The sequence below is a fragment of the Actinoplanes sp. NPDC024001 genome, from assembly GCF_040638955.1.
Taxonomy (GTDB): Bacteria; Actinomycetota; Actinomycetes; order Mycobacteriales; family Micromonosporaceae; genus Actinoplanes.
Map to the genome: position 1 here is coordinate 1 of NZ_JBEZZB010000105.1, position 20,444 is coordinate 20,444.

21 protein-coding genes are annotated in these 20,444 nt (G+C 74.3%); 10 read left to right on the forward strand and 11 right to left on the reverse strand.

Annotated elements, in window-relative coordinates:
- Window positions 1-114: 114 nt before the first annotated feature.
- On the reverse strand, window positions 115-882 hold the full coding sequence (locus tag AB0F81_RS32805; protein WP_360203512.1) for an enoyl-CoA hydratase/isomerase family protein: 768 nt from the start codon (window positions 880-882) through the stop codon (window positions 115-117).
- Between the two features lie 10 nt (window positions 883-892).
- Entirely contained in the window at window positions 893-1,732 is an 840-nt protein-coding gene (locus tag AB0F81_RS32810; protein WP_360203514.1) for an NAD(P)H-binding protein, read from the reverse strand.
- Between the two features lie 110 nt (window positions 1,733-1,842).
- On the opposite strand from AB0F81_RS32810, the gene AB0F81_RS32815 reads away from it, so the two are divergent.
- The 4 genes from AB0F81_RS32815 (at window position 1,843) to AB0F81_RS32830 (ending at window position 6,390) form a co-directional block, all read left to right on the forward strand.
- A complete protein-coding gene (locus AB0F81_RS32815) occupies window positions 1,843-2,796 on the forward strand; it encodes an AraC family transcriptional regulator (protein WP_360203516.1) in 954 nt (317 codons plus the stop codon).
- Between the two features lie 131 nt (window positions 2,797-2,927).
- The gene (locus AB0F81_RS32820) at window positions 2,928-4,040 is read left to right on the forward strand and encodes a hypothetical protein (protein ID WP_360203518.1); all 1,113 of its coding nucleotides are present in this window, start codon (window positions 2,928-2,930) and stop codon (window positions 4,038-4,040) included.
- 5 nt (window positions 4,041-4,045) lie between these two features.
- Window positions 4,046-4,759: a response regulator transcription factor gene (locus tag AB0F81_RS32825; RefSeq protein ID WP_360203566.1), complete on the forward strand. Its 714-nt coding sequence runs from the start codon at window positions 4,046-4,048 to the stop codon at window positions 4,757-4,759.
- The gene (locus tag AB0F81_RS32830; protein ID WP_360203520.1) at window positions 4,756-6,390 is read left to right on the forward strand and encodes a HAMP domain-containing sensor histidine kinase; all 1,635 of its coding nucleotides are present in this window, start codon (window positions 4,756-4,758) and stop codon (window positions 6,388-6,390) included. The genes AB0F81_RS32825 and AB0F81_RS32830 overlap by 4 nt, the downstream gene beginning before the upstream one ends.
- 9 nt (window positions 6,391-6,399) lie before the next feature.
- Here the strand turns inward: AB0F81_RS32830 and AB0F81_RS32835 are convergent, their stop codons facing one another.
- Together AB0F81_RS32835 and AB0F81_RS32840 are read right to left on the reverse strand one after the other, a co-directional pair.
- Entirely contained in the window at window positions 6,400-7,071 is a 672-nt protein-coding gene (locus tag AB0F81_RS32835; protein WP_360203522.1) for a response regulator transcription factor, read from the reverse strand.
- Complete coding sequence (locus AB0F81_RS32840; protein WP_360203523.1) at window positions 7,062-8,825, reverse strand: histidine kinase; 1,764 nt, start codon at window positions 8,823-8,825, stop codon at window positions 7,062-7,064. Before AB0F81_RS32840 ends, AB0F81_RS32835 begins: the two co-directional genes overlap by 10 nt.
- A 133-nt stretch (window positions 8,826-8,958) precedes the next feature.
- Between AB0F81_RS32840 and AB0F81_RS32845 the strand changes: the two genes are divergently transcribed.
- Entirely contained in the window at window positions 8,959-10,317 is a 1,359-nt protein-coding gene (locus AB0F81_RS32845) for a hypothetical protein (RefSeq protein ID WP_360203525.1), read from the forward strand.
- A 307-nt stretch (window positions 10,318-10,624) separates the two neighbouring features.
- On the opposite strand, the gene AB0F81_RS32850 is transcribed toward AB0F81_RS32845, so the two are convergent.
- From AB0F81_RS32850 to AB0F81_RS32880, 7 genes are all read right to left on the reverse strand, one after another.
- Window positions 10,625-11,095, reverse strand: coding sequence for a GNAT family N-acetyltransferase (locus AB0F81_RS32850; protein WP_360203527.1), 471 nt, complete (start codon window positions 11,093-11,095; stop codon window positions 10,625-10,627).
- A gap of 28 nt (window positions 11,096-11,123) precedes the next feature.
- Window positions 11,124-12,047, reverse strand: coding sequence for an ABC transporter substrate-binding protein (locus AB0F81_RS32855; RefSeq protein WP_360203567.1), 924 nt, complete (start codon window positions 12,045-12,047; stop codon window positions 11,124-11,126).
- 26 nt (window positions 12,048-12,073) lie between these two features.
- Window positions 12,074-12,670: an ATP/GTP-binding protein gene (locus AB0F81_RS32860; protein ID WP_360203529.1), complete on the reverse strand. Its 597-nt coding sequence runs from the start codon at window positions 12,668-12,670 to the stop codon at window positions 12,074-12,076.
- The gene (locus tag AB0F81_RS32865; RefSeq protein ID WP_360203531.1) at window positions 12,654-12,983 is read right to left on the reverse strand and encodes a DUF742 domain-containing protein; all 330 of its coding nucleotides are present in this window, start codon (window positions 12,981-12,983) and stop codon (window positions 12,654-12,656) included. Before AB0F81_RS32865 ends, AB0F81_RS32860 begins: the two co-directional genes overlap by 17 nt.
- A complete protein-coding gene (locus tag AB0F81_RS32870; RefSeq protein ID WP_360203533.1) occupies window positions 12,980-13,405 on the reverse strand; it encodes a roadblock/LC7 domain-containing protein in 426 nt (141 codons plus the stop codon). Before AB0F81_RS32870 ends, AB0F81_RS32865 begins: the two co-directional genes overlap by 4 nt.
- On the reverse strand, window positions 13,402-15,660 hold the full coding sequence (locus AB0F81_RS32875) for a nitrate- and nitrite sensing domain-containing protein (RefSeq protein WP_360203535.1): 2,259 nt from the start codon (window positions 15,658-15,660) through the stop codon (window positions 13,402-13,404). Before AB0F81_RS32875 ends, AB0F81_RS32870 begins: the two co-directional genes overlap by 4 nt.
- Window positions 15,661-15,888: 228 nt before the next feature.
- On the reverse strand, window positions 15,889-16,110 hold the full coding sequence (locus AB0F81_RS32880) for a hypothetical protein (RefSeq protein WP_360203537.1): 222 nt from the start codon (window positions 16,108-16,110) through the stop codon (window positions 15,889-15,891).
- Window positions 16,111-16,293: 183 nt separating this feature from the next.
- Here AB0F81_RS32880 and AB0F81_RS32885 point away from each other — a divergent pair, with 183 nt between their 5' ends.
- The 5 genes from AB0F81_RS32885 to AB0F81_RS32905 all read left to right on the forward strand — a co-directional run bounded on the left by AB0F81_RS32885 (window position 16,294) and on the right by AB0F81_RS32905 (window position 20,341).
- Entirely contained in the window at window positions 16,294-16,560 is a 267-nt protein-coding gene (locus AB0F81_RS32885) for an acylphosphatase (RefSeq protein ID WP_360203538.1), read from the forward strand.
- A gap of 66 nt (window positions 16,561-16,626) precedes the next feature.
- A complete protein-coding gene (locus AB0F81_RS32890; protein WP_360203539.1) occupies window positions 16,627-17,949 on the forward strand; it encodes a hypothetical protein in 1,323 nt (440 codons plus the stop codon).
- A gap of 68 nt (window positions 17,950-18,017) precedes the next feature.
- Window positions 18,018-18,596, forward strand: coding sequence for a sigma-70 family RNA polymerase sigma factor (locus AB0F81_RS32895; protein WP_360203541.1), 579 nt, complete (start codon window positions 18,018-18,020; stop codon window positions 18,594-18,596).
- The gene (locus AB0F81_RS32900; RefSeq protein ID WP_360203542.1) at window positions 18,550-19,269 is read left to right on the forward strand and encodes an anti-sigma factor; all 720 of its coding nucleotides are present in this window, start codon (window positions 18,550-18,552) and stop codon (window positions 19,267-19,269) included. Before AB0F81_RS32895 ends, AB0F81_RS32900 begins: the two co-directional genes overlap by 47 nt.
- Before the next feature lie 82 nt (window positions 19,270-19,351).
- Complete coding sequence (locus tag AB0F81_RS32905) at window positions 19,352-20,341, forward strand: helix-turn-helix domain-containing protein (RefSeq protein ID WP_360203544.1); 990 nt, start codon at window positions 19,352-19,354, stop codon at window positions 20,339-20,341.
- Window positions 20,342-20,444: the final 103 nt, after the last annotated feature.

The following is a 20,444-nucleotide window of genomic DNA, read 5'->3' on the forward strand; positions in this document are numbered from 1 at the left end:
GCCTCGCGCCGCCGGCGCCGCCCGCTCCGGTCGGCCGAGCGCCGGCGGCACCCGACTCGCCCGGCGTGGCGGGCGTGCGGCAGGCGCGAGGGCGTGCGGCGACGGCCGCGCGGCTTACTCGCCGCGGAAGACCGGTGGGCGGCGTTCGAGGCTGGCCCTGATGCCCTCGGCGCTGTCGTGCGTCTGCCAGAGCACCATCTGCTCGGCCAGCTCATGGTCCAGCGCCTGCCGCACCCGGGCCGCCAGGTCCGCCCGCAGCGTCGCCCGCATCGACCGGACCGCCAGCGGCGCCGCCGCGGCGATCTCCGCCGCCAGCTCGTGAGCCACCTCCCGGAGCCGGCCCGGTTCGGCGAGGCGGTCGGCCAGGCCGAGGCGCACCGCTTCCTCGCCGCCGACGCGGCGGCCGGTCAGCAGCATGCCGGACGCCGCCTGCCGGCCGATCAGGTCGGGCAGCGTGACGCTGAGCGCAAAGCCCTGGTGGAACCCGAGTTTCGCGAAGTTGGCGACGAACCGGGTGGCGGGCTCGGCGACCCGGAAGTCGGCCGCGCAGGCCAGGCCCAGCCCGCCGCCCACGGCGGTGCCCTGCACGGCCGCGATCATCGGGGTACGCACGTCGAACAGCCGCGCCGCCCGCCGGTACAACCGTTCCGCCGCGGCCGCCTGGTCCAGGGCGAACTCGCCACCGCTGAAGTCCGCCCCGGCGCAGAAGTGCTTGCCCTGCGACGCCAGGATGATCACCCGGCAGGCCCGGTCGTGGTCGAGCTCCGTCGCGGCGTCCACGATCCGCCCGATCAGCGCCTCGTCGAAGTGGTTGGCCGGCGGCCGGCGCATCTCCAGCACGGCGACGTGGTCCTTGACGGTGACCGACAGATCAGAGCTCACGCTGGTGATCCTAGGCGGCCACCTCGCGCAGGGTCTCCTCGATGGGGGTGGTGCACCGCTGCCGGCGGTCGCCGCGCGGCACCAGCAGGCCGTCCTCGTCGGCCGCGTAGAGCGCGACCAGTTCCTCGGCCAGCCGCGGCGGCACGCCGGTGCCGGTGATCGTGTCGAGCCAGCCGGCCCGGGGGATGGTCACCACGGTCAGGTCCCGGCCGAGCACCCGGCCGAGCGCCTCGGCGACCTGCCGTTCGGTGTAGCTGGGCGCTTCCAGGTCGACGACCTCGGAGGTCGCGGGCGGCGAGGTGAGCGCGGCGGCCACGGCGGCGCCGATGTCGCGGGTGGCGACCATCGGCACGGGCACGTCCGCCGACTCGCCGAAGACCGGGTAGACGCCGGCGCCGGTGGCCGCGTCCAGCACGGTCTCCACCTTCTCCTGGAAGTGCGGTGAGCGGAGCGCGGTGACCCGCGTCCCGGTGGCCCGCAGCCGGTTCTCCAGGTGGTGGAGCCAGCGGATCGGCCCGGTCCCGTCGGCCAGGTCGGCGCCGTACGAGGAGAGCACCACCACGTGCGGCACCCGGCTGTCGGCGACCGCGCCGGCGATCGTGTCGGCCATCTCGCGGTGTGCCGCGTCGGTGAACGGCGGCACGGTCGGCAGCAGCACGAACGCGCCCTGGCAGCCGGCGAACGCGCCGGTCAGCGCGGCCCGGTCGGTGAGGTCGGCGACGGCGAACTCGGACCACTCCTTGCCCCTGTCCGGGTTGCGCACGACGGCGCGCACCGGCTGGTCGGCGGCGCGAAGGGTACGGGCGGCGGCCCCGCCGACGTGGCCGGTGATTCCGGTGATGGCGTACATGTCGTTCCTCCTGCGTTCTGGGGTTGATGTACTCAGTGAAGTCGCAGGAAGTGAGACGATCCATGTTCGACGGGCTCGCGGACATGTCTGAGCGTCTACGCTGCCGTGGCATGGACCCGTTGGGAGACCTGCTGGACGGGGTGCGGGCGCGCACCGCCGCGTTCTGCCAGTCGACGTTGCAGCCGCCGTGGGCGCTGCGCATCGTGGACGAGGCGCCCCTCGCCCTGGCCACGCCGTTGCGCGGGCACGCCTGGTTCGTCCCGGACGAGGGTGAGCCGACCCTGATCGAGACCGGTGACGTGGCGATCGTGCAGGGCCCGCAGCCGTACACGGTGGCCGACCACCCGGCCACCCGCCCGCAGCTGTACGTGCACGCCGGCAACCGGCTGGTCACCTACGACGGGGTCGACGTCACCGCGCAGGCGCGGCTCGGCCCGAACACCAAGGCCCTCGGCGTACGGGCCGGCGGCGACCTGCCCGGCGACGCGGCTGTCGTGGCCAGCGGCACCTACCAGGTCTCCAGCCATGTCAGCGGGCGGCTGCTGGCGTCGCTGCCGACGCTGGTGCGGGTGCCGCGCGCCCAGGTCCAGTCGCCGATCATCGACCTGCTCGCCGCCGAGGTGGAGCGGGACGAGCCGGGCCAGCAGGTGGTCCTGGACCGGCTGCTCGACCTGGCGCTGATCGCCGCCCTGCGCGCCTGGTTCGCCCGCCCGTCCGGCGACGCGCCGGGCTGGTACCGCGCGCACGGCGACCCGCTGGTCGGGCGGGCGCTGCGGGTCATCCACGAGGAGCCGGCCCGGCAGTGGACGGTGTCCGGCCTGGCCGCGGTGAGCGGCGCGTCGCGGGCGGCGTTCGCCCGCCGGTTCACCGACCTGGTCGGTCAGCCGCCGATGACCTATGTGACGCACTGGCGCCTCGACCTGGCCGCCGAGGCGCTGCGCAACTCCGACGCCACGCTCAACTCGATCGCCCGGCAGGTGGGGTACGCCAACGCCTTCGCGCTGACGGTCGCCTTCAAACGGGTCCGCGGCACCAGCCCGCAGGAGTTCCGCACCGCGGCGTGAGCCGGGCGGGTCAGCCGCGGAGCGGCGGCGGCCCGGACGGACGCGGCGATGCGGTCGCGGCGCTCCGCGGCATGTGAGTTCTCCCAGGAACTCTGCCGGGGCGCTCAGGCCGGGGCGCGACCGTCTGGCCCATGGAGACTGTGCGGGAGATCTGTCGAGGGGCGGCGGCCGTGCTCGCCGGGTTCGCCGTGATGGCCGGGCTGGTGGTGGCCGCGCTTGCGGTGTCGGGCGTGCCGGTGAGCTGGGCTTTCGTCGCCACGGTGCTGGGCGCGGCGGTCGGTGGCGGGGCGGTGCTCGCCGGTTCGCTGGACGCGGGCGCGGTGGGCGCGGTCCTGCACGGCGCGGTCGACGTGGTGCCGCTCGCGGTGTCCGCGGCGGGGGCGCTGGTCTTCTGCGCGGTCCTGGTGGGTCCGCTGCGGCTGTCCGCCCGGCGTGCGGTCGGGGCCCTCGCCGCGATCCCGGCCGTCCTCGCCGTGGTGGTGGCGGCGCCGGACGCGGTCGCGGCGATCCCGGTTCCGGCCGGCGCCGGGCAGGCCGTGCGGGAGGCGCCGCTGGTGATCCGGGCGGACACCGGGGACACGGTCACGGGCGGGCTGCTCACCTTCGCCGTTCTCACCGGGTTCTGCCTGCTCGTGGCGGTGCTGCCGAACCGGCGGGTGGTGGTGACGGCGGCTGCGGCCGTACCGATGGCTCTGCTTCTCGGTGGTCTGGTGCTGGCGGCTCTCGCCGCCGCGCACCGGCCGGCGCTCGCCGCGCCCGCGCTGCTTCTCGGCGCGAACGCGGTCGTGCTCGCCGGCCTGGGCTCGTCGCCGGTCACCCTGAGCGGTCCGCTGGCGGCGAAGCTGTCCAGCGCCACCGGCGGCCTCTCCGGCGCCGGCACCTTCGGGGTACGGCTGACCGCGGTCCTGGTGCTGGCCGTCCTCATCGCTCTCGTGGTGGCCACCGTCCCGCCCGGCCCGGACCGGCGATGGCCGCGCGCCGGCCGGCAGGCGCTGGTCGCCGCAACCGTGCTGGCCGCCGTCGCCGCCGCGACCAGCCTGGCCGCCGCCGGTTCGCTCACGCTCGGCCTGCAGGTGCTCGTGCTCCGGGCCGACGTCCTCACCGCCCACCTGACTCCGGCGGCCGGCGCGGCGGCCCTCGCCGGAGCCGTCGCTGGTGGCCTCGGCGGCCTCCTCGGTAGCCTGATGGCCGACATCCGGTGGCGCGACGCGAGAGTCACCGCGACGGCGAGCGGGCGGGGGTGACGCGGTTGCAGCCCACCCCGGCCTGGGAGACCCCGCCACGGCTGCTGGTCGTCGACGACGAGGACACCGTGCGCGGCCTGCTCGCCGACGCCCTGCGCTTCGCCGGGTTCACCGTGACCGCGGTCGCCACCGGCGCCGACGCCGTCGAGGCGGCGCTCGCCGACCCGCCCGACCTGATCGTGCTCGACCTGATGCTGCCCGGCATGGACGGTTTCGAGGTGGTCCGCCGGCTGCGGGCCGCCCCCGCCCACCGGACCGTGCCGGTTCTCTTCCTGAGCGCCCGCGACGCCCCCGAGGACAAGGTGAACGGGCTGAGCCTGGGCGGCGACGACTACGTCACCAAGCCGTTCCACCTGCCCGAGCTGATCGCCCGCATCCAGGCCGTCCTGCGCCGCTCCGGCGCCGTGCCGCGCGACGGGATCCTCGCCGTCGCCGACCTGAGCGTCGACCCGGTCGCCCGGGAGGCGGCGCGCGCCGGGCAGCCGGTGCGGCTCTCGCCGACCGAGTTCAAGCTGCTGCACTACCTGGTCGCGCACGCCGGCCAGGTGGTGTCGAAACCGCGGATCCTCGAGGAGGTGTGGCGCTACGACTTCGCCGGCGACACCAGCATCGTCGACACCTACGTCAGCTACCTCCGCCGCAAGATCGACAACGTCGAGCCGAAGCTGATCCACACCGTGCGCGGCGCCGGCTACGTGCTGCGCGGGCCACGCCGATGAGCCTGCGCGCCCGGCTGCTGCTGATCACCGCGGTGCTGCTGGTCGCCGGCATCGTGGTCAGCGACGCCGTGGTCACCGCCGCCCTGCGCCGCCACCTGGTCGAGCGGGTGGACCGGCAACTGCACCAGTTCGCGCAGGTTCTCTCCAAGATCGACCCGAACCTGCTGGACGTGGCGGTGAACTCGCGGACCCGCAACCTGACCAGCGGCCTGGATTTGATCAGCACTCTCGCGGTGACCTACCGGGACGCGGGCGGGGCGGTGGTGCGCCGAGCCCAGAGCGGGCCGTCGCCGCAGTTCGACGTGTCGGCGGTGCCCGCCCAGGCCGGCGCCCCGCTGACCGTGGGCGGCTGGCGGGCCGTGGTGGCACCGCGCGACGACGGCGGGTCGGTGGTCGTGGCCGCCTCGCTGAGCGCGATTGACGCCATCGTCGGGCAGGTCCGGCTGGTCTGCCTGATCACCGGGCTGGTCGTGGTGGCGGTGCTGACCGGTGTCGGCTGGCTGGCGATCCGTGCCGGGCTGCGCCCGCTGCGGACCATCGAGGAGACCGCCACCGCGATCGCCGGCGGGAACCTGGCGCAGCGCATCCCGCAGACCGGGCCGCCGCACACCGAGGTGGCGAGGCTGGCCGCCGTGCTGAACGGCATGCTGACCCAGATCGAGGGGGCCTTCACGGCCCGCGCGGAGTCGGAGGGCCGGATGCGCCGGTTCGTCGCTGACGTGAGCCACGAGTTGCGTACCCCGCTGTTCGGCATCAAGGGCTCAGCCGAGCTGTACCTGATGCGCGGCGCCGCCGCCGCTGTTGCGCCCGGTGCCACTGCCGAGCCGGGTGCCACTGCCGCGCCGGGTGCCGCCGCCGAGCCGGGCGGTTCCCGGCCGGTTGCCGCCCCGCTGGCTGGCGCCTCGCCGGCTGGTGCCTTGCCGGGTGATGTCCCGTCGGCTGGCGTCTCGTCGGGTGGTGTCTTGCCGGGTGGTGTCTTGCCGGGTGGTGTCTCGCTGGGCGACGTCGAGCACACGATGCGGCGCATCGACACTGAGGCCGGCCGGCTTGCCGCCCTGGTGGAGGATCTGTTGCTGCTGGCCCGGCTGGACGAGCCGGCCGCCGGGAGCGTGCTCGACCTGGCGCCGATGGACCTGCGCACCCTGGCCGCGGACGCCCGGCACGACCTGCTCGCCCTCGACCCAGGGCGGCCGGTCCGGCTCACCGGCCCGGCCACCGGCGAGGACGTCCCACCCGCGCCGGGGCCCGCCCTGGTCCTCGGCGACGAGGCGCGGCTGCGGCAGGTCGTGGTCAACCTGGTCGGCAACGTGCACGCCCACACCCCACCGGACACGGCCGTCCGCATCGGCGTCGGCCTCGCCGGCGAGGAGGCGGTGCTGGAGATCGCCGACAGTGGCCCCGGCCTCAGCGGCGAACATGCGGAGCGGGCCTTCGAACGCTTCTACCGAGCCGACGGATCCCGCACGCGGGCTGCCGCCTCGGGCGCCGGACTGGGCCTCGCAATCGTCCGTTCGCTGGTCACCGCACACGGTGGCCGGGTCGAGGTGGGACCGACCCCGGGCGGCGGCGCCACCTTCAGAATTCACCTGCCCCGGCAGCCGCAATCCGCAGAACACTCTCAGAAACTCTGAGCAGGCGGCTCAAAGATCAGTCGGCATGCGAGGGTCGCTGCCGCGGAGGAAGGCGAGAACGGCCAGGACACGGCGATTGTCGTCGGCGGTGTCGGTAAGGCCGAGCCTGCCGAAGACCGAGCGCACGTGCGCCTCGACCGTCTTGGGGCTCAGGTGCAGACGGGCGGCGACGGCCTGGTTGGACCGGCCCTCAGCCATCAGGGTCAGCACGTCGCGCTCGCGCTCGGTGAGGTCGGCCAGCGGGTCGCGCTGCCGGCGGCGGCCGAGCAGCTGCGCGACGACACCGGGGTCGATGACCAGACCGCCGGCCGCGACGCGGCGGACCGCGGCGACGAACTCCTCGAGGTCGGTCACCCGGTCCTTGAGCAGATAGCCCGCGGCCCGCGCGCCGTGCTCCAGCAGCGTCATGGCGTAGTGCGGCTCCACGTACGCGGAAAGGACAAGGACGCCCAGCTCGGGATACCGGTCGCGGAGCGCACGGGCGGCGTCGAGGCCTTCTGTGGTGTGCGTGGGCGGCATGCGGATGTCGACGATCGCCACGTCGGCCCGGTGTTGCTCGGCCGCGGCCAGCAGTGCCGGCGCGTCACCGGCCTCGGCGACCACCGTGCAGCCGGCGTCGGTGAGGACCTGGACCACGCCGGCCCGGAACAGCACGGCATCCTCGGCGACGATCACTCGCATGGCAGCTCCGCGCTGATCCGGGTGCCGCCGGCGGCGCTGGCCACGTCGAAGCGGCCGCCGAGCGCCGTCACCCTGTCGGCGAGTCCCCGCAGCCCCGACCCGGTGGGATCCGCGCCACCGTGGCCGTCGTCGGTCACCTCGACCCGCACGCTGCCCCCGGCCAGCTCGACCGTGACCCGGACGAGCTGCGCGCCGGCGTGCTTGGCGGCGTTGGTCAGCGCCTCGGCCACGACGAAATAGCAGGCCACCTCGATGGCCTCGGAGAGGCGGCGGGCCGGCACGGCGGCCAGGGCGACGGGCACGGAAGACCGCTCGGCCAGCGAGGTCAGGGCCGGGCCGAGGCCGCCGTCGCTCAGCACGGTGGGGTGCAGTCCGCGGGCCAGCTCGCGCAGCTCCCGCACTGCGGCGTCGAGCTCGTCGGCGATGACCGCGAGTTCCTGCGCCGCAGGACCGTCGACCCGGTCGCGCAGCAGCCGCACCGCCAGCGCCACCCCGATCAGCCGCTGCTGCGCGCCGTCGTGCAGATCGCGCTCGACGCTGCGGCGGGCGGCGTCCGAGGCCGCCAGGATGCGGGCTCGGGACTGCCGTACCTCGTCGAGCCGGGCCAGTGCCTCGGCCCGCAGCCGCTCGTTCTGCAGTGCCAGCCCAGCTGCCGCCGCGGCCTCGCGCACCAGGCCGGGATCGGCCGTCGCGTCGTAGCGCAATGCGGCGATCGGCTCGCCGTCGCGCTCGAGGACGGTCACCGCCCGCCCGGCCGCCTCGGTCAGCTGGACCGTCTGCCCGGCGGCGTCGACCTGCCCGCCACCCGGCAGCGGGAACGCCACCTCCAGGGAACCGTCGCGTAAGGCCCGAGCCAACGCCTCGCGCACCCGGCCGGGCCCCGGCGAGTCACGGCTCAGGGTGAGCACCAGCTCACCGATCGCGGCGCGGTCGAGCCGGTCGCGCAGCAGGCCGAGCAGCAGCACGGGCGGCCACAGCACCAGCGCGAGGTCGGGCAGCCAGCCCAGCGGCAGGGTGACCGCACGAGGCCAGTCGAGCAGATCGCCGAGTTGCCGCACACCGACGGCGCCGAGAACGGCCGCGCCGCCGAGGAGCGCGGGCGCCTGCGCCCGGCGCCGCAGCGCGCTGGCCCGCCACCGGCTTGTAAGTGGTGCTTGTGGGCCGCGCCGCGGTGCGCCGGCCCGCCACCGGCGTGCAGATGCCTGCGCGACGCGCCGCAGTGGGCTGGCTCGCCACAGGCGCGCAAGTGATGTCTGAGGGCCGCGCCATAGTGCGCTGTCCCGCCACCGGTGCGCAAATGGTGCCTGAGGGCTGCGCGGCGCTGCGCTGGCCTGCCCCAGGGGCGCGAGTGGTGCCTGCGCGTGGCGCCGCAGTGCGCTTGCTGGCCACCGGTGCGTGAAGGCCTGCCGTCCGGGGTAGCCGGCGACCAGCACCACGAGCACACCCGCGAACAGCAGGCCGGCGAGACGGCCGATCGCCTGCGGGGCCGGCCCCGGGAACGCGGCCGCGGTGCGCAAGAACCAGACCGCTCCGGCCAGCATCATCAGCGGGCCGGTGCGGGAGGCCGGGCGGCGTGCCCAGCCTGCCAGCCCGCACCCGGCGAACGACCAGCCCACGGCGAGGATCACCAGCAACTCGAGGACCGGCGCCCGGCCGGTGAGGCGCTCGCCACCGGCGACCAGCGCGGCGGCAGCGCCGCAACCGGTGGCCGCCGTCGCCACGGCGGCCACCGCGATCGTGATCCGTGACGGCATCCAGCGATGGTGGCACGTGCCGCCTCCCGAGAAATACAGGGTTATCCCTCGACCAGCCGGCGGGTCAGCCCTGATGGCGGCGCCGCTTGCGGCTCGTAGCGTCGGCATCCAGCAACGTCAGGAAGGCAGGCTGGTGCGGGAGCTCATTGTGGTGCTTGGTTCGGTGGTGTTCGTCACTGCCCGGTGGCTGCCTGCGGCGGCCCGCCGGTGGGCCGCCGCAGGTGCGGCGGCCGTGGTGCTGATCGGCGCGGTCACGTTGCTGCCCGATCCGCGCTGGCAGATGCTCGTGGTGCTGGCGGCCGATCTGCTCACTGGGCTCGGGTGGCTGCTCGCCCGGCGGCGACGGGTCCGCTGGTGGCTCGCACTGCCGGCCACGCTCGGCTGCCTCGCCCTGGTCGTCGGCGGTGGGGTCGCGGCCTGGGCGCTGCCCGTGCCGGTGTTCCCACCCCCGTACGGGCCGTCGCCGGTCGGCACCACGGTGGCGCAGTGGACCGACCCGGGCCGCGACGAGCCGGGCACCCCGGAGACCGGCGACCGGCGCACGGTGGTCGTGCAGTTGTGGTACCCGGCGAGGGAGGCCGGTTCCGGTGCGCGGTACCTGGGGCGCACCCGGCCAGAGGCGGAGGCCGTTGCCGCCGGTGAGGCGCGCTACCTGGGCGTGCCCGCCGCCGCGCTGTCCGCCCTGCCACGAGCGCATTCGCACGCCACATCCGGCGCGCCACCGGCCGACGGCCGTTTCCCGGTCGTGCTGTTCTCGCCCGGACTGGGCAGTGTCCGCAGCCAGAACACCGCGTGGGCGGAGGACCTGGCCAGCCGCGGCTACCTCGTCGCCGGCATCGACCACCCTTTCGACTCGGCCGCGGTCGTGCTCGCCGACGGCCGCACGGTCCGAACCAGGATCGCCGCCACCGGAGATCCCGCCGAGGACGAGCGGCGCAGGACCCGATGGACCCAGGTGCGCGCCGACGACCTCCGCTTCGTCCTGAGCCGGCTGGGCGATCCGGCCGGCGGCCCGCTCGTCGGGCGGGCGGACACTCGGCGCGTCGCGGCCACCGGCCACTCGATCGGCGGCGCGGCCGCGATGCGCGCCGCCGAGCAGGACTCTCGCATAACCGCGGTGATCAACCTGGACGGCGGCCTCAATCCCGGCCAGGGGCCCGTGCGGCAGCCGGTCCTCGCTCTTACCCACGACGCCACCGGCAAGGCCGGCGCCGCCTACCTGGCACGCCTGGCGAGTGTGCTGGACCGGGGCGCCGCAGCCGGCTACCGGCTGACGGTTCCCGGCAGTGCCCACCTCACCTTCACCGACGCGCCACTGTTCCTGCCACCCGTGCCGTCGGTGGCGGGCTCGCTGGGCCGCACGGAGAGCATCCGCGTGACGGCACAGATCACCGCCGCCTTCCTGGACGCCACGCTGCGCGACCGGCCGATCGACCTGCCGTCGGAGCTGGCCCGCCACGGCGACCTGCACATCCACCGCCCGGCAACCTGACCCGATTGACCCGTGCCGCCGGCCGCTCGGCTGGCTGGCCGGCTGGTGGTGACTCGCTGCCTGGTGGCCCGTTGGTGCTCGTCGGCCGGCTGGCGGGGAGTGGGCTGGCGGCGGCCGGCCCCTCGGCTGGCTGGCTGGTGGCCCCGTTGGTGGTTGTCGGCCGGCTGGCGGGGAGTGGGCTGGCGGTGGCCGGCCCTCGGCTGGCTGGCTGGCTGGTGGCCCGTTAGTGGTCGGCGGCCCGCTGGCGGGGAGCGGCCGGCTGGCTGGTGATGGCTGGTGGTTGTCGGCCGTTAGTGGTGGGCCGGCGTCAAGAGGAGGTGGTTGGTGGGGGTGTGGCTTCGGCGGGGCGCAGGTGGCGGACGAAGCGGCGGGAGCGATCTCGGGTGTCCACGAAGCCGAGCCGCTCGTAGAACAGATGCGCGGGATGCCGGTGGTTGCTGCTGGTCACCTCGATGAACAGGCAGCCGCCGGCCCGCGCGCGCTCCTCCGCGGCGGCGATCAGCAGGCGGCCGACACCGCGGCCGCGGGCTGCTTCGTCGACGACCAGCGCGGCGAGGCGGCCGAACTTGCCGGTCACCTCCAGGATCGGGGTGATGTGCAGGGCCGCGATGCCGAGCAGCGTGCCGTCGTCGTCGGCGCCGAGCAGTGCGCTCGCCCGGTCGCCCAGCCAGTAGTCCAGGCGGTGGCGGACGTCCCGCTCGGTCGACGGGTAGCCGAGTTGGTCGAGCAGGACGGCGAGGCGGGCCGCGTCGCCCTGGTGGATCGGCCGGATGTGCATGGGGGGAACGCTACGGCGAGCTGGGCGGTCAGCGCAGCCACTGCCGCCAGCTGTCCGGGTGGGCGGTGAGCCAGCGGCGGGCCGCCTCGTCCGGGGTGAGGCCGTTCACGGTCAGGTCGCGGGCCACCGTGTTCTGGTCGGCGTTCGTCCAGCGGAAGTTCGCGATCAGCCGGACCGCCGGGCTGCCGGAACGCAGGAACGCCGCGCGGGCGATCTTGTCGAGGGCGTAGGCGGGATAGTCGCAGGCGACCTTCTGCGGATCGGCGTCACAGCCCGGCCGGTGCCGGGGCAGCGCGACGTGCACCAGCCCGACCTCGGCGAGCAGCCACTGCGGCTCGTAGAAGTAGCCGATCAGCGGCCGGCGCTCGGCCTCGGCGCGGCGGAAAGCGCGGATCAGCCGGTCCTCGCTGCCGGCGTGCACGACCGTGAAGTCCAGGCCCAGGTTCGTGATCAGCGAGGCGTCGTTGGTGACGAACGACGGGTCGCCGGCGAGGAACTGCCCGCGCTCGCCGGACCGGTCGGTGCGGAACAGCTCGGCGTGCCGGTTCAGGGACCGCCAGTCGGTGATGTCGGGGTACTCGGCCTTCATCCACGGCGGCACATACCAGCCGATCACGCCCTGGTTGCCGGTGACGCCCATCGACACGGCGACCTTCTCCTGGTCGATGTAGCGGCGGCGCAGGTCGTCGTGGCCCCAGTTCTCCAGGATCACGTCGACGGTGCCGGCCGCCAGCCCGGCCCAGGCGTCGGCCTCGGTGAGGTCCTTCGTGCGCACGGTGCAGCCGAGCTCGGTGCGCAGCAGATAGCCGACCACGGCGACGTTCGCGGCGTAACCGGCCCACGGGTTCACCGCGATCGTCACCGTCCCGCACGGCACGCCCGACGGGACGCCGGGCGGCGCCACGATCGCGGTGGAGGCGCCACCGCAGCCGGTCACCGTCAGCAGGGTCAGGGCGGCCAGCCACCGGCGTACGCGGCTCACGACGCCCCGGCCTGACGGGCGAGCCGGCGGGCCAGGACCTGCTCGGTGAGCGCGACCAGCACCCGCTTCACCGACTCGCGCTGCCGGGCGTCGCACTCCAGCAGCGGATGCTCGCCGGGCAGCCCGAGCGCGTCGCGGATCTCGGCCAGGTCGAAACGGCGCGCACCGTCGAAGGTGTTCACCCCGACGATGAACGGGATGTCGTGGTCCTCGAAGTAGTCGATCGACGGGAAGCACTCCTCGATCCGCCGGGTGTCGACCAGCACGATCGCGCCGAGCGCCCCGGTGACCAGGTCGTCCCAGAAGAACGCGAAACGGTCCTGGCCGGGCGTGCCGAACAGGTAGAGCAGCAGCGCGTCGTCCAGGGTGATCCGGCCGAAGTCCAGGGCGACCGTGGTGGTGGTCTTGCCGAGGACCGCCCACGTGTCGTCCACCCCGATCGACTTCTCGGTCATCTCCGCCTCGGTGACCAGCGGCTCGATCTCGGAGACGGCGCCGACGAAGGTCGTCTTGCCGACGCCGAACCCGCCGCTCACGACGACCTTCACGGCGACCGGTGGCGGGGCGTCCGCCAGGTCAGAGCGCCCGAACACGATCCCGGATCCTTTCGATCAGCGCGGTGGACAGGGCGTCCGGTGCGGTCCGCACCCGGATCAGGCCCTGGGTGATCAGGTCGGCGACGATGACCCGGACCACGCCGAGCGGCGCGGCCAGCGCCACCGACAGGTCGGCCACCGACATCGGCGCCTGGCACAGCTCGACGATGCGCCGCGCCTCGAACCGCAGCGGCGCCGACAGCGCGGCCGGTACGGCCTGCAGCTGCGTCTCGATGCGCAGGCCGTCCTGCAGCGGCTGGGTGCGGCCGCCGGTCAGCATGAACGGCCGGACGACGGGATCCTCGGTCATCGGGGCAGATGCCGCCTCGACTCGGCGATCAGCGCGGGGGTCAGCAGCTCGCCGAAGCGCTCGGCCAGCACCGAGATCTCGTAGCCGACCAGGCCGAGGTCGCACTCGCCGGTGGCGACCACGCCCAGGCAGCTGCCGCCGGGGATCACCGAGATGACCAGGAAGCCGCGGTGCATCTCGATCATGATCAGTTTGAGGCCGGCGAAGTCGTAGCGGCGCGACGCGCTGCGGGCCAGGCCGGCCATGCTCGACACGATCGCGGCCAGCTGGTCCGCCTCGGCCCGGTCCAGTCCCGCGGAGGCGGCGATCAGCAGGCCGTCCGACGAGACGGCCACCGCGTCGCGTACCCCGTCGGTCTGCTGGACGAAGTTGCCGAGCAGCCAGTTGAACTGGTGCCGGTCGGCCTGGGCGTCCACGCTCATGAATGACTCCTCGCGGGTGGGTTCTCGGCGGCGCCGCGCCGGATGCCGTCGCGCAGCGCCGTCAGGCGGCCGCGCACGGCCTCCGGCGAGCCGGCGACCGTGACCTCCGGATCCGGCCGGGCGGCGCCGGGCCCGGCGTCCGCCGGGAGCGGGCGGCGGGCGCGGGGGATACGTTTGCGCAGGCCGTTCGTGGTGTGCTCGGCCGCGGCGCCGGTCTGCGCGGTCAGCGGCGGCGCGTCCTCGGTCGCACCGGAGCCCAGTGGACGTCGCGGCGCCGGGACCGCCGGCCGCTCCGTCACGACGACGTAGTCGACCTCCACCGCCTGCGGCCGCGCGCCCGGCGGCGGGCACGTCGTCGGCATCCCGCCGCCCTGCGCCGCGGTCAGCGCCGGCGGCTCGGCGAGGATGCCGGCCGGCAGCGTCACCCGGGCCGTCACCCCGGTCACCGCCGACCGGCCCAGCTCGACCCCGATGCCCATCTCGGCGGCGAGCCGGCCGACCACGTAGTGGCCGAGGAACCGCGCCGGTGCGGTCAGGAAGTCGCCCTCGCCGCGCAGCCGCTGGTTGGCCAGGTCCAGATCGGCCTGGCTCATGCCGACACCCTGGTCGCAGATCGCGATCAGGTAGCCGCCCTCCACCGACCGGCCGTGGATCTCCACGTCCAGGTCGGGCGGGGAGAAGACCAGACCGTTCTCGATCAGTTCGGCGAGCAGGTGGGCCAGCCCGCTGACCACCGAGCCGGCCACCATGGCCTCGTCCAGGCGCCGCAGCGACACCCGCCGGTACTCCTCGACCTCGGACACCGCGGCCCGGATCACGTCGCTCAGCGGCATCGGTCCCGACCACTGCCGGGGGCTGGCCGCGCCGACCAGCACCAGCAGGCTCTCCGCGTTGCGGCGCATCCGGGTGGCCAGGTGGTCCAGTTCGAACAGGTTGGCCAGCCCGGCCGGATCCGACTCCTCGCGTTCCAGGCGGGTGATGAAGCCGAGCTGCCGGCGCAGCAGGTTCTGGTTGCGCCGGCCCAGGTTGGCCAGCGACTCCGCGCCCGCCCGGCGCAGCTGCGCCTGCTCGGTGGCCAGGGCGTACGCGGTGGCCTGCACCCGTTCCAGCGCGTCGGCCAGCTGGCGTACCTCGACGCTCGCCCCGGCCGCGACCGGCAGCGGGTCCGGCGGCCCGCCCCCGTCCTCGGCGACCGCCCGGCGGACCGCCTCCGGCAGCCGCTCGCCGGCCAGCCGGTTCGCCTCGGCGGCCAGGCCGGCGAGCGGGTTCGCCAGCGAGCGGGCCGCGCCGGTCGCCAGGTAGACGGCGCCGCCGAGGCAGAGCAGCACGATCGCGGCGAGCCCGGCCAGCCGCAGGTCGGCCTGGCGCCGCAGCACCTCGGCCCGGGCCTTCAGGGTGGAGCCGATGTGCTGGGCCAGCTGCGACATGTCGTCGAGCACCGTGGTCAGCGTCGACCACCAGGCCTGCGGGTCGATCGCCAGCGCCTGCCCGTCTCCGGAGCCGAGCGCCACCTGCTCGAAGTGCAGGGCCTGCGCCGCCGGGCCGGTGCTGAACAGGTAGTTCTTGGCGGCGATCGCGGTCGGGGTGGCGTACTCCTCGAACTCCTTGAGCGCGATGTCCCGGTCCGCGCGCAGCTGCACGAACTGCAGGAACTCCCCGCTGCGGAACCCGCCGGCGGAGAACACCCCGTTGAGGAACGCGCGCTGCCGGGCGGTGACCTCCTTGGCCGCGTTGAGCATGGTCAGCGCCTCGGAGCCGAGCCGCATCTGCGCGTCGGCGGCGTTGTCCAGCGCGAAGTAGACCTCGCCCAGCTCCTCGATCAGCTCGTTGTAGTCGGCGAAGACCTCGGCGCGGTCGGCTTCCTCGCCGTCGGCGTCCTCGCGGATCGAATCCAGCCCGGCGGCCCGGTCGAGGGCTTCGGTCACCTGCCCGTCGAGGTCGCCGCCGTCGGCCAGCAGGTCCTGGACGGCCTGCCGCTGCCGGTCCACGCGTTCCCGGGCCGGCGCCACCTCGGTGCGGAAGGCCTGGTTGCCGGCGAGCAGCCCGGCGGTGACCCCGCGTTCGGTCTGCACCTCCTGCACCAGGGACTGCATCGCCAGGTCGAGGGTGATCGCGCGGTCGGTGCGGGCCGCCAGCCGGTAGTCGCCGAGCTCCTCGGCCACGACGACCGAGAGCAACAGCAGCACGGCCGCGACGGGCAGGGCCAGCATGCGGACGACGCGGCCACGGATGGTGTGCGCGTCCCGTATGCCCATCGAATGTCCTCCATGGATTTGCGCCCGCGCCGACGCAACAGGATTGACGGGCGCCAACATGAGGGTCAACGCCCCGATCGGGCGACCCCGGTCGTGGTGGCCGCCCGATCCGGGGTCTGGGCTCGGCCGAGTCCCGGGGGGGGCCGCGGGGGGGGGGGCGCCCGGCGGGGTGACAACGGGGGGGGGGGGGGTGGTGTGGCGGGGGCCGGGGGGGGGCGGCCCGGTGCGTCACTTCTTCTTCGAGTCCTTCTTGGACTTCGGCGCCTTGGCCTTCTCCGCCTTGGCGGGCTTCACCGCGACCGGCTTCACCTTGGCGGGCTTGGTCTTGGCGGGCTTCGCCTCGGCGGGCTTCGCCTTGTCCTTGGCCTTCGCCTCGACCTTGGCGGCCTTGACCTTGACCTCGTCCTTGACCTTGGCGGCCTTGACCTTCACGTCGCTCTTCTTCGCCATGGCAGCCTCCCTTCGTCGTCGTGCTCGAGCGCGACCGGGGGTGGCCTGCGCGAGGTGACTGTAGACGTGATCAACAAATCCGGCGTTGACCAGCACGAAGTGAGATGTTCACCATTCGTTTTTTCGGCTGTTGTATGACAGCCGGTCGCACATCGGGAAATCCCGGCGGCTTAGGGTGAACCGGTGATCCGTAAGCGAGTCCTGGTCTCCGGGGTGGTCCAGGGCGTCTTCTTCCGCGACACCTGCCGCCGCGTCGCCGGGCAGCAGGGCGTCACCGGCTGGGTGCGCAACCTACCCGACGGCCGGGTCGAGGCCGCTTTCCAGGGTGCCCCGGAAAGCGTCGAGCGCCTGGTCACCTGGTGCCGCACCGGCCCGCCGCAGGCCCGGGTCAGCGCGGTCGACGTGCACGACGAGCCGCCCGAGCCGGCGGACCGCTTCGAGATCCGCTGACCGGGGGCTTCCGTGGTTTGCGGCAACCGTCCACGGTGAAGGGTGCGCCCTGCCCGAGGAGGAACCTTGCCGAACTACGACGCGGTGATCGGCATCGACGAGCCGGCCCTCAACGAGGTCATCCGGTCGGTCTACGACGCCACCCACGACCTGCTGCTCACCGGCAGCCTGCCGATCACTCTGCCGGCGCTGTCGGTGACCCGCATCGACTACGACCTGGCCGGCCCACCGGTGGTCAGCCTGGCCCCGTCCGCCGACGTGCGTGACTGGCACCGGGCGCTGCTGGACCAGCTCGCCGCCGGCGGCGCCGACCAGGCCGCCGCGACCGCCTCCCGGGCCTCGTTCGAGCTGGTCGTGCCCCGGGTCGACCTCACCTTCCACTACGGCGACGGCGAGCCGACCCGGTTCGAGGCGTCGCTGCACGCCGGCCTGCAGATGATCGTCGAGTCCGGCGGGGTGCTCACCCCGGACCTGGTGACCGCCCGCGTCGACGTGCCCGGTAACCCGGCACTGACCCAGATCGTCAACCGCGGCGTGGTGCCCGAGCTGACCCGGCTGATCGAGCAGACCTTCCTGCGCCCGGTGCGCATCCCGCCGCTCGGCCTGGGCACGCTGCAGGTGGCGCCGCCGGCCGTCGCCACCGGCGAGGGGCGGCTGCTGGCCACCACCGCCCTGCTGCCGGACCAGCCCGAGCCGGCCCCGCTCGCCGGCGCCTGGCCGGAGCGCCGGGCGTTCGTGGCGGTCCGGGCGCCGCTGCTCAACCGGCTGCTCGACAACGCGGCGGCGGCCTATCCGGTGACCGGCGACTGGTCCACGCAGATCCGGCTCTTCCCGGTCGACGTCACCGTCAGCGCCGAGTACACGGCCCGGTTCTCGGCGTTCTCCCTGGACGTGATCCCCGGCCAGAACGGCCGGTTGCGCGGTTCCGCCCGGATCGACGTCGACCTGCACCTGTGGGCCAAACCGGTCGGCTGGGCCTTCGACGGGACCGCCACCGCCCACCCCACGGTCCGGGTCACCGCCTCGATCAACGCCGCGAACGAGATCGTCCTCAAACTGGACCGGATCGAGGCGGTGACCTTCGACTTCGCCTTCAACGGCGTGCCCGGGTTCCTGGACAACCTGCTGCGGGTCGTGGTGAACGCGCTGGCCCCGGTGATCACCGCCGCGGTCGAGGGGCAGATCGCCAAGGTGCCGCCCCAGCCGGTCAGCCGCATCCCGGACTTCCGGATCCCGCTCGACGAGACGACCGTCGTCGTCACCCTCCAGGACGTCCGGATCAGCACGCTGACCACCCCGGACGACAAGATCTGCCTGGCCACCACCGGTGGTGTCACGGTCCGGCTCGAACCGCACACCGTCGGCCGGTTGTCGATGCACGACAACTAGCTCCCGGGTGCATCCATTCGCACGCTCCCCGACGAACCAGTGGTGAACCACTCGCGGGAGGGAGGTCGATGGAAGCCGACGACGAGCTCGCCGAGCGTTTGCGGGCGGGCGACGAGACAGCCCTGCGCACGGCCTACGACCGGCACGGCGCCGCGGTGCTCTACCTGGCCCAGCGCCTGCTGGGGAACCGGGCGGACGCCGAGGACGTCACCCAGGTGACCTTCGTGGCCGCCTGGTCCGGCCGGGACACGTTCGACCCGGGGCGCGGCACGATTCTGGGCTGGTTGCTGGGCATCGCCCGGCGCAAGGCCGTCGACCGCCTGCGGTCGACAGCGCGCGAGGACCGGGTGACGGAGACCGTCCGCGCCCAGCTGTCCCCGCCGGACCCCCGGGAGACCCCGGAACGGATCGTCGACCGGCTGGTCGTCGCCGACGAGCTGAACCGGTTGCCGGAGGAGCAACGCCGCACCCTGGAGCTGGCGTTCTTCGACGATCTCACGCACCCGCAGATAGCGGCGGTCACCGGCCTGCCGCTCGGTACGGTCAAGAGCCACATCCGCCGGGGAATGGCCAACCTGCGACGTCGATGGGAGGTGGACGGTGCAGCATTTGGATACCGATCGGCTGGTCCTTCTCGCGCTCTCTGAGGAGTCGGCGGACCCCGGCGAAGCGGTCCACCTGCACGAGTGCGCCGACTGCCGGCGCGAGTTCGAGGAGCTGCGCGAGGTCGCCGACCTCGGCACGGAACTCGAGGACGTCCGCGATCTGCCGGCGCCGCCGGACCGGGTCTGGCGGGCCATCGAGGAGCGGATCAGCCCCGCGCCCGCGTACGCCGAGGTGGTCGACCTGGCCCGGCACCGGGAGCGACCGGCGCGACCGCGCCGGCGCCGCTGGCCGGCGGCGGTGATGGCGGCGGTCGCGGCCGCCGTGGTGGCGGTGGCCGGCACCGTGGTCGCGATCCGCGTCCTGCAGCCGTCACCGGCCGACCCGATCACCGCGCAGGCGACACTGAACCCGCTGCCCACCGTGCCGCCCGCGGCGCACGGCACGGCCGAGGTGCTCGCCGGCGGGGAGATGCGGCTGGACGTCCGGAATTTGCCGCTGACGACCGGATTCCATCAGGTGTGGCTGATCGACCCGGACGACACCACGAAGATGGTGTCGCTGGGCAACCTGCCGGACGGGCCCCAGGTGGTCCTGCCGGTGCCGCCCGGTACCGACCTGCACAGGTACCGGTTGGTCGACGTCTCGGACGAGGCGCACGACGGCGACGCCGCGCACTCCGGCAACAGCCTGCTGCGCGGGATGCTGACCGGTTAGGCACATTCGGCGGGGTGGTGACATGCGCGCCACCCCGCACGCGACCTCCCGCATTTATACCCCCCGGGGGTAGAGTGCGGGGATGGACGAACGACTGATCCTCATCGTCGGATACGACGGCGCGGAGCTGCTCGACATCGCCTGCGTCACGTCCGCCCTGCACATCGCCAACCGGATCGGCGCCACCCCGCCGTACCGGACGGTCCTGGCCACCCTCGGCCGCACCGCGCTGGCCTGCGACTCCGGTCTCCGGCTGGAGTCGCAGGCGGTACTGGAGCGGGTCAACGAACCGCTCGACACCCTGCTGGTCTCCGGCGGCCTCGGCCACGAGCGGGCCGCCGCCAACCCGCACCTGGTCGGGCATGTGCGGCGCCTCGCGCCGCTCGCCCGCCGCGTCGCGGCGGTCTGCACCGGCGCGACCGTCCTCGCCGAGACCGGCCTGCTCAACGACCGGCGCGCCACCACCCATTGGATGTACGCGGACCGGCTCGCCGATCGCTACCCCGACGTGCTGGTCGACCCGGACCCGATCTACATCCGCGACGGCGACGTCAGCACCTCCGGCGGGGTGACCAGCGCCCTGGACCTGACCCTCGCGTTCATCGAGGAGGACAACGGCGCCGCGACGGCCCGCGGAGTCGCCCTCGGCACCGTCGCCTACCTGCAGCGGCCCGGCGGGCAGTCGCAGGTCAGCATGTTCCTGGCCCGGCGCGGCAGCGACGACTTCGTGGTCCGCCGGGCGACCGACCACATCGTCGGGCATCTCAACGGCGACCTGACCACCGGCGCGCTGGCCCGCCAGGCGGGGGTCAGCGAGCGGCACCTGTCCCGGCTGTTCCTGACCTACGTGCACCAGACCCCGGCGCAATATGTGCGGCGCGCCCGGACCGAGGCCGCGGCGCACCTGCTCACCTCGACCGGGCTGCCGCTGGCGGCGGTGGCCCGGCGGTGCGGGTTCGGTTCGACGGAGTCGCTGCGGCAGGCCTTCCTCGATCGGTACGCGGTGCCGCCGTCCCGCTACCGCACAGCGGCCGCGCATCCGGAAGCGGCGGCGCCGGTGACCGCCCGCTGAGCGGCGCTGGCGCCAGGCCGGGCCGTCCCGAGCAGCCGGGGCGCGTGATGCTGCAGCACCCCTTCCTCCAGCCAGGCAGCCGGACCGGTGCTGGGTGCTGGTG

Bases quoted from the DNA above. Each gene is read 5' to 3' on its own strand.
- AB0F81_RS32810 (WP_360203514.1), bottom strand. From the start codon at position 1,732: ATGTACGCCATCACCGGAATCACCGGCCACGTCGGCGGGGCCGCCGCC.
- AB0F81_RS32815 (WP_360203516.1), top strand. From the start codon at position 1,843: ATGGACCCGTTGGGAGACCTGCTGGACGGGGTGCGGGCGCGCACCGCC.
- AB0F81_RS32820 (WP_360203518.1), top strand. From the start codon at position 2,928: ATGGAGACTGTGCGGGAGATCTGTCGAGGGGCGGCGGCCGTGCTCGCC.
- AB0F81_RS32830 (WP_360203520.1), top strand. From the start codon at position 4,756: ATGAGCCTGCGCGCCCGGCTGCTGCTGATCACCGCGGTGCTGCTGGTC.
- AB0F81_RS32835 (WP_360203522.1), bottom strand. From the start codon at position 7,071: ATGCGAGTGATCGTCGCCGAGGATGCCGTGCTGTTCCGGGCCGGCGTG.
- AB0F81_RS32840 (WP_360203523.1), bottom strand. From the start codon at position 8,825: ATGCCGTCACGGATCACGATCGCGGTGGCCGCCGTGGCGACGGCGGCC.
- AB0F81_RS32850 (WP_360203527.1), bottom strand. From the start codon at position 11,095: ATGCACATCCGGCCGATCCACCAGGGCGACGCGGCCCGCCTCGCCGTC.
- AB0F81_RS32865 (WP_360203531.1), bottom strand. From the start codon at position 12,983: ATGACCGAGGATCCCGTCGTCCGGCCGTTCATGCTGACCGGCGGCCGC.
- AB0F81_RS32870 (WP_360203533.1), bottom strand. From the start codon at position 13,405: ATGAGCGTGGACGCCCAGGCCGACCGGCACCAGTTCAACTGGCTGCTC.
- AB0F81_RS32875 (WP_360203535.1), bottom strand. From the start codon at position 15,660: ATGGGCATACGGGACGCGCACACCATCCGTGGCCGCGTCGTCCGCATG.
- AB0F81_RS32880 (WP_360203537.1), bottom strand. From the start codon at position 16,110: ATGGCGAAGAAGAGCGACGTGAAGGTCAAGGCCGCCAAGGTCAAGGAC.
- AB0F81_RS32895 (WP_360203541.1), top strand. From the start codon at position 18,018: ATGGAAGCCGACGACGAGCTCGCCGAGCGTTTGCGGGCGGGCGACGAG.
- AB0F81_RS32905 (WP_360203544.1), top strand. From the start codon at position 19,352: ATGGACGAACGACTGATCCTCATCGTCGGATACGACGGCGCGGAGCTG.